Here is a 6490-nt window from a genome sequence, read left to right on the forward strand (position 1 = left end):
CCCGAGGAAGGTCTCGAACCGGAACTTCTTCGAGTAGGCGAGGTCGTTGAGCTTCTGGATGAACTCGAACGGGTACTTCTCGAGCACCGCGGGCTCGTAGTACTCCTTCTCGACGAGGTAGTCCAAACGCTCCTTGAGCGAGTGGAAGAAGACCGTGTTCTGGTTGACGTGCTGCAGGAAGTACTCCCGTGCGGCGCGCTTGTCGGCGTCGAACTGGATCTTTCCGTTCTCGTCGTACAGGTTGAGCATCGCGTTCAGGGAGTGGTAGTCCATCCCCTCGAAGCGGGCCTCCGACTTGAAGGTCTTCTCGTCCTTCACTGCAGCTTCCACCATCGTTCCAATCCTTCGTTCACGCGGTCCACGTCATCGGGTGTGCCGAACAGTTCCAGCCGGTACAGGTGCGGCACGGAGCACTTGCGGCTGATGATCTCTCCGGCGAGGCAGAAGTGCTCGCCGAAATTGGTGTTTCCCGCGGAGATGACTCCGCGGATGAGCTTGCGGTTCTGCTCTTCGTTGAGGAACCGGATGACCTGCTTGGGGACAGCGCCCTTCTCCTCGCCCCGGCCCTGACCGCCGCCATAGGTGGGGGTCACGAGCACGAAGGGCTCGTCGACGACGAGATCCGGGTCGGAGGGGTGAAGGGGGATGCGCACGGACCGCAGACCGAGCTTGTCGACGAAGCGGGCGGTGTTGCCGGAGATGCTCGAGAAGTAAACGAGCAACGGCGCCTGGCGGCCGGTCTTGTCGGTCGCGCTGCGCTGCTGCACGGCGACCGCAGTGACCATGTCTACTCCGCGTGGCTACGCGAGACGCGTGGCGAGCTCGTCGATCTTGTCGGGACGGAAGCCCGACCAGTGGTCCTCATCGGTGATGACGACCGGCGCCTGGAGGTAACCCAGCGCCTTCACCTGCTCGAGGGCGGCAGGGTCCTGAGACAGGTCGAGAACCTCGTATTCGATGCCCTTCGAGTCCAGCGCGCGGTAGGTCGCCGTGCACTGCACGCAGGCTGGCTTGGTGTAGACCGTGATCGACATTTTGGTCTGTCTCTCCCTCTCGTCCGGTACTTCTTCCGGTAGACCCCCCACCGGGAGACCAATACTACATATGGGTACCGACATTCGATAGCACCACAAGGGCTAGTAGTTACATCCGTGTAGTTTTCCACCGCTCTCCCCATATACAACACAGGTTGTCCACCGTTTCATCCACAGGGTGGCGGTTCGACGCGAACCTGGAAAAACCCTGAATCACGCCGGTTTCAGACGCCCCGGCCGCGTCTGTCCACAGGCCCGAAGATAAGCCGGGCCTCCGACATCCGATCCGGCTGTGGAATGCAGTCTTGGGCGTGTCGCGGGCGTGTTCCGGCGTGTCGCATCGATCCGCGCCACGGCGCAGCCACGCCTGCCTCCGCTCACCGGCCGGGTAGCGTTGACGGGTGGCTGGCTACCGGGAACTTCTGCGCACTCCCGGAGTCGCCCGCATCATGGCCGCGCAGCTGACGGCGCGCTTTCCGAACGGCATGATCAGCCTGGGGATCCTGCTCCACATCGAGCACGTCACGGGTTCGTACGGCGCCGCCGGACTGGTCCTCGCCGCCACATCCGTCGGCCAGGCGATCTCAGGACCCGTCACGAGCAGGTGGATGGGCATCTGGGGCATGCGCCGTGTGCTCACCATCACTCTGGTCATCTGCTCCATCGCGATCACCGCCGTCGCGCTCGCCGAGACGGTCGTCCCGGTCTACATGGCCCTCGGACTCATCGCCGGTCTCGCCTGGCCGCCGGTGCAGTCGGCCGTGCGCACCATCTACCCGAAGATGGTCAACTCCCGGCAGCTGACACCGCTCTTCTCGTTCGACGCGTCGCTGCAGGAGGTCATCTGGATCGTCGCGCCGGTCGTCATCACCGTGGTCGCGACCCAGGTCGGCACGGTGCAGGCTCTGCTGCTGATCGTCGCGATCCTGCTCAGCGGGGGCGCGTGGTTCATCCTCTCCCCCGAGGTCGGACGGGTTCGCATCCCGCGCAGCCGCCGCCGACTCGGCAAGGTCCTCGCCAAACCTCCGGTGCTGCTCGCAACGGTGATCGGCTTCCTGCTGATCGGGGCATGCGCCGCCGTCGAAGCCGGTGTCGTCGCGACCTTCGATCACGGTGGACTCGAGGCGGGGATCGTGCTGGCGATCTTCTCGATCGGCAGCCTCGCCGGCGGCCTGTCGTTCGGGCACATCCCGATCGGCCCGTGGGCGATGGCGCGCCGGCTGGCGATCGTCACGGTCGGCCTTTCGCTGACGGTCGTGTCGCTGAACATCTTCTGGCTCGGCGGGACGCTTTTCGTCGCCGGCATAGGCATCGCGCCTGCTCTGGCGGTGCTGTTCGCGATGACCAGCGCCAGCGTCAAGTTCAGCGAGACCCCCGAGGCGTACGGCTGGATCGGGACGGGTCAGCTGATCGGTGCAGCCGCGGGATCGGCGGTCGCCGGCTTCCTGATCGACGGGATCGGGCCCGAGGGCGCGTACTGGGCGGCGGCGGGCTTCGCGCTGGTCGGCACGGTCGTCGCGGTGGCGTGCGTGCGTGCGTTCCCCGACCTCCGGCACCGCGATCCGAGCCCGCTGCCGGACACCGAGCCGGTCGCCACGATCACGTGAGCGCCGTGTGACCGGCACTGTTCAGGCGATGCGCTTCAGCATCTCCAGGACGGCCTGCGCGTACGCATCGGCGGGCTCGGGATGCTGGAAGACGAGCACTTCGTCATCGTGCGGTTCCTGCGTCCGCCGCAGGACGATCTCGACCTCGTGCGTGTCGGCCAGGCGGCGAAGACTCCGGAACGCCCCGCGCAGCAGCTCGCGCAGCTGATCCTCGGACGGCAGCCACAGCGCGTCTTCGAGCGCGACCGAGTCCAGCGCCCACTCCGTGGTGCCGTTGAACGACAGGATGCGGCCGGTCGGGTAGTCGCGCGGCTCGATCGTCATCTCGCTCACGGTGAAGACGTCGGCCTCGAACTCCGGTTCGTCGAGCTGGAACCGGTCGCCCGAGCGCGGGTGCCACACCAGGCCCGCGTCGCGCAGTGCGACTGCCGCTTCCGTCGAGATCATGCCATCAATCATGGCCCCGTCCGGGAGAGCACCGGGCCACTCGTAGTCTGTTGCCATGCCCGCACCGCTCACACTCCCCCGTCTGTCGTGGGGCGATCCCGGCTCGGCGCAGCGTGCCCTGCTCATCCACGGACTCGGCTCGAACGGTCCGCTCATGTGGCGGTACGGCGTCGCCCTGGCAGACGCGGGCTGGCACGCTGTCGCGGTCGACCTGCGCGGGCACGGGGTGGCTCCGCGGGCGCTGGACTACACCGTGCGGGCGTACGCCGCCGACGTCGCGGCGGCCGAACCCCACGGCGGTGGCCCGTGGGACCTGGTGGTCGGGCACTCGCTCGGTGGAGCAGCCGCCATCGTCGCCGCGCACGGGCACCCGGGTTGGGCACGACGGCTGGTGCTCGTCGATCCGGCGATCCAGCCGACGGACCGCGACCTCGAGATCGTGCGCGCGAGCCAGGAGGATGCCTTCGCGGACCCGACCGAGGACGCCGTTCGCGCCGCCCACCCCCAGTGGCATCCACAGGACATCGAACTGAAGGCGGTCGCCGCGCGTCAGGCCAGTCGCTGGGCGGTCGAGCAGACCAGCGCACAGAACGACCCGTGGAACGTGACCGCCGCCGCGGCCGCGCTGACCGTGCCGACGCACATCCTCGGCTCCGACCCCACCGTCTACAGCATCTACTGGGGCGAGCGGATGGATCGGCTGCGGGACGCGAACCCGTCGATCGGCTACTCGACGGTCGCCGGCGCGGGGCACTCACCGCATCGCGACAAGCCCGAAGCGACGATCGCGGAGTTGCTGCGCCTCCTCGAGCGCTGAGCGCGTCATCCCGCCGCGCCGCACCGCCCCGACCCCCGCTCGACTGCAAGCGGGGAGAATGACCTGGTGAGCAACTTCGACCCGGCGGTGCACCTCCCCGACGATCTGCTCGCGCGCATCCGCGACCGGGCGGCCGTCCACGATCGCGAGAACACGTTCCCTGACGAAGACCTCGCCGAGCTCAAGAGCGCCGGCTACCTCGCGATCCTCGTGCCGGAAGAGCTCGGCGGCGCCGGTCTCGGCCTGGTCGAGGCGTCCGTTCTGCAGCAGCGGCTCGCCGGTGCGGCCCCCGCGACGGCGCTCGCGATCAACATGCACCTCGTCTGGACGGGCGTCGCCAAGGTCCTGGCTGACCGAGGCATCGAAGACCTGCGCTTCGTGCAGGAGGGCGCCGCCGCGGGCGAGGTCTTCGCCTTCGGCATCAGCGAAGCGGGCAACGACCTCGTTCTGTTCGGCAGTGACACGGATGCCGCGCCGCAGCCCGACGGCTCCTACGCGTTCACGGGCACGAAGATCTTCACCTCGCTCGCCCCGGTGTGGACGCAGCTGGGCCTGCACGGGCTCGACGCGGCTTCGCCGGACGCGCCGAAGATGGTCTACGCGTTCGTGCCGCGATCGGAGGAGGCGGACGGTCGGATCGTGACGCGCAGCGACTGGGACACGCTCGGCATGCGCGCCACACAGTCGCGGACCACCGAACTTCACGCCGCGATCGTTCCAGCCGAGCGGGTCGTACGGCGCATCGACCCCGGACCGAATCCGGATCCCCTCGTGTTCGCGATCTTCAGCGTCTTCGAGGTGCTTCTCGCGTCGGTGTACACCGGGATCGCCCGGCGTGCGCTGGACCTCGCCGTCGAGACCGCGGGCCGACGGAGGTCGAAGAAGACCGGAGAGGCCTACAGCCAGGATCCCGACATCCGCTGGCGCGTGGCCGACATGGCGCTCGCCTACGACGCGCTCCCGCCCCAGCTGGAGTCGCTGTGCCGCGACATCGATGAATCCGTCGATCACGGCCGACGGTGGTTCTCGCTGCTGGCAGGTCTCAAGCACCGTGCGGTGACGACGGCGAAGCGCGTGGTCGACGACGCGATCCTCGTGGCCGGAGGCTCGTCGTACTTGTCGTCCAGCGAACTCGGTCGGCTGTACCGCGATGTGCTCGCCGGCCTCTTCCACCCGTCCGACCCGGAGTCGGCCCATTCGACCGTCGCGACCGCATGGCTCGGCCCCCTCGAAGCATGAGGGCGCCGAGCGCACGAATCGAGCCGGAGAGAAGAAGATGACTGCTCACACCGCCACGGTTCTGCTGAGCCCCGCCGATCAGGAACGTCGCCGCGGACTGCGCGTGATGAAGGGCGTGGCCCTCGGGGCGCTGCTGTTCATGGCGGTGCTGTTCGTCTTCGCGTTCACGCTCCAGGACCAGTACCCGCCCCTCGCTTACGTCCGCGCCTTCGCGGAGGGCGGCATGGTAGGGGCGCTCGCCGACTGGTTCGCGGTCACCGCGCTGTTCCGGCATCCACTGGGCATACCGATCCCCCACACGGCGATCATCCCGAACCGCAAGGACGAGATCGGGCAGAACCTCGGCGAATTCGTCGAGACCGAGTTCCTGCGTGGCGACGTGGTGCGCACGAAGCTCGAACAGACCGCGATCGCGGTGCGGCTCGGCGAGTGGCTGCAGGTCCCCGCGCATGCCGAGCGCGTCGGTGCCGAAGCATCCCTCATCGCGGCCGGGATCCTGCGCGCGCTCAGCGACGACGACGTCAACGACGTCATCGAGGATCTCGCCCGCGAGCATCTGCTCGAACCGGCCTGGGGGCCGCCGCTGGGCGGTTGGCTCGGCCGGATCGTCGAGTCGGGATCCCATCACGGGGTCGTCGACCTCGCCGTCGACAGCCTCGCGACCTGGCTCGAAGCCAACCACGCATCGTTCACCGGGCTGGTGTCGCGGCGACTGCCCCCGTGGGTGCCGTCGGTTGCGCAGCGCCTGGTCGATGACACCGTCTACAACGAGGCGGTCAAGTTCGTCGCCGCGGTCCGCAGCGACACCCGGCACCCGGCCCGCATCGCGATCGACGGCTATCTCAGCCGCCTTGCCGATCACCTCCAGCACGACCCGGCGACGATGGAGCGACTCGAAGCGACGAAGGCGACGCTCTTCGACAGCCCCCGCGTCAGGGAGCTCGCTTCGGAGGCGTGGAACACCGCCAAGGCCGGGCTGCTCGAATCATTGGCCGATCCGCAGAGCGGACTGCGACGCCGGGCCGCGCAGGCGCTCACCGAAGTGGGCGAGCGCCTGGTGACGGATGTCGCGCTGCAGCGCCGCGTCGACGGCTGGGTGACGGATGCCGCGGTGTTCCTGGTCGACCGCTATCGCCACGACATCGCGTCGATCATCACCGACACCGTCGAGCGATGGGATCCGAAGGAGACCACCGAGAAGATCGAGCTGATGGTCGGGCGCGACCTGCAGTACATCCGCCTGAACGGAACGATCGTCGGCGCGCTCGCCGGGCTGCTGATCTTCACGATCGCCCACGCGTTGCTCGGCTGAGGCGGCGGCACCACTCTGACGCCGCGTTACGAGG

Annotated in this window: 7 protein-coding genes and 1 pseudogene; 4 read left to right on the forward strand and 4 right to left on the reverse strand. The window is 68.2% G+C overall.

Features of this window, described 5'->3' with window-relative positions; translation table 11 throughout:
• From VFX99_RS00695 to nrdH, 3 genes and pseudogenes are all read right to left on the reverse strand, one after another.
• Window positions 1-333: pseudogene (locus VFX99_RS00695) on the reverse strand (ribonucleotide-diphosphate reductase subunit alpha); the annotation flags it as partial.
• Window positions 315-785, reverse strand: coding sequence for a class Ib ribonucleoside-diphosphate reductase assembly flavoprotein NrdI (gene nrdI / locus VFX99_RS00700; protein ID WP_329664399.1), 471 nt, complete (start codon window positions 783-785; stop codon window positions 315-317). The gene nrdI and the pseudogene VFX99_RS00695, both read right to left, overlap by 19 nt.
• Window positions 786-800: 15 nt before the next feature.
• Window positions 801-1034, reverse strand: a complete 234-nt coding sequence (gene nrdH, locus VFX99_RS00705; protein WP_329664400.1) for a glutaredoxin-like protein NrdH — start codon at window positions 1032-1034, stop codon at window positions 801-803.
• Between the two features lie 401 nt (window positions 1035-1435).
• Between nrdH and VFX99_RS00710 the strand changes: the two genes are divergently transcribed.
• Window positions 1436-2641 (forward strand): MFS transporter, encoded by a 1206-nt coding sequence (locus tag VFX99_RS00710; protein ID WP_329664401.1) that lies wholly within the window; start codon window positions 1436-1438, stop codon window positions 2639-2641.
• Between the two features lie 21 nt (window positions 2642-2662).
• On the opposite strand, the gene VFX99_RS00715 is transcribed toward VFX99_RS00710, so the two are convergent.
• Window positions 2663-3088 carry a pilus assembly protein CpaE gene (locus VFX99_RS00715; RefSeq protein WP_329664402.1) on the reverse strand — a complete coding sequence of 142 codons (426 nt, stop codon included), beginning with the start codon at window positions 3086-3088 and terminating at the stop codon, window positions 2663-2665.
• Window positions 3089-3143: 55 nt separating this feature from the next.
• Here VFX99_RS00715 and VFX99_RS00720 point away from each other — a divergent pair, with 55 nt between their 5' ends.
• From VFX99_RS00720 to VFX99_RS00730, 3 genes are all read left to right on the forward strand, one after another.
• Window positions 3144-3905 carry an alpha/beta hydrolase gene (locus tag VFX99_RS00720; protein WP_329664403.1) on the forward strand — a complete coding sequence of 254 codons (762 nt, stop codon included), beginning with the start codon at window positions 3144-3146 and terminating at the stop codon, window positions 3903-3905.
• A gap of 66 nt (window positions 3906-3971) precedes the next feature.
• Window positions 3972-5144 (forward strand): acyl-CoA dehydrogenase family protein, encoded by a 1173-nt coding sequence (locus tag VFX99_RS00725; RefSeq protein ID WP_329664404.1) that lies wholly within the window; start codon window positions 3972-3974, stop codon window positions 5142-5144.
• 37 nt (window positions 5145-5181) lie between these two features.
• Complete coding sequence (locus VFX99_RS00730; protein WP_329664405.1) at window positions 5182-6456, forward strand: DUF445 domain-containing protein; 1275 nt, start codon at window positions 5182-5184, stop codon at window positions 6454-6456.
• Window positions 6457-6490 lie beyond the last annotated feature (34 nt).

The sequence above is a fragment of the Microbacterium sp. genome (assembly GCF_036277215.1).
Classification (GTDB): domain Bacteria; phylum Actinomycetota; class Actinomycetes; order Actinomycetales; family Microbacteriaceae; genus Microbacterium.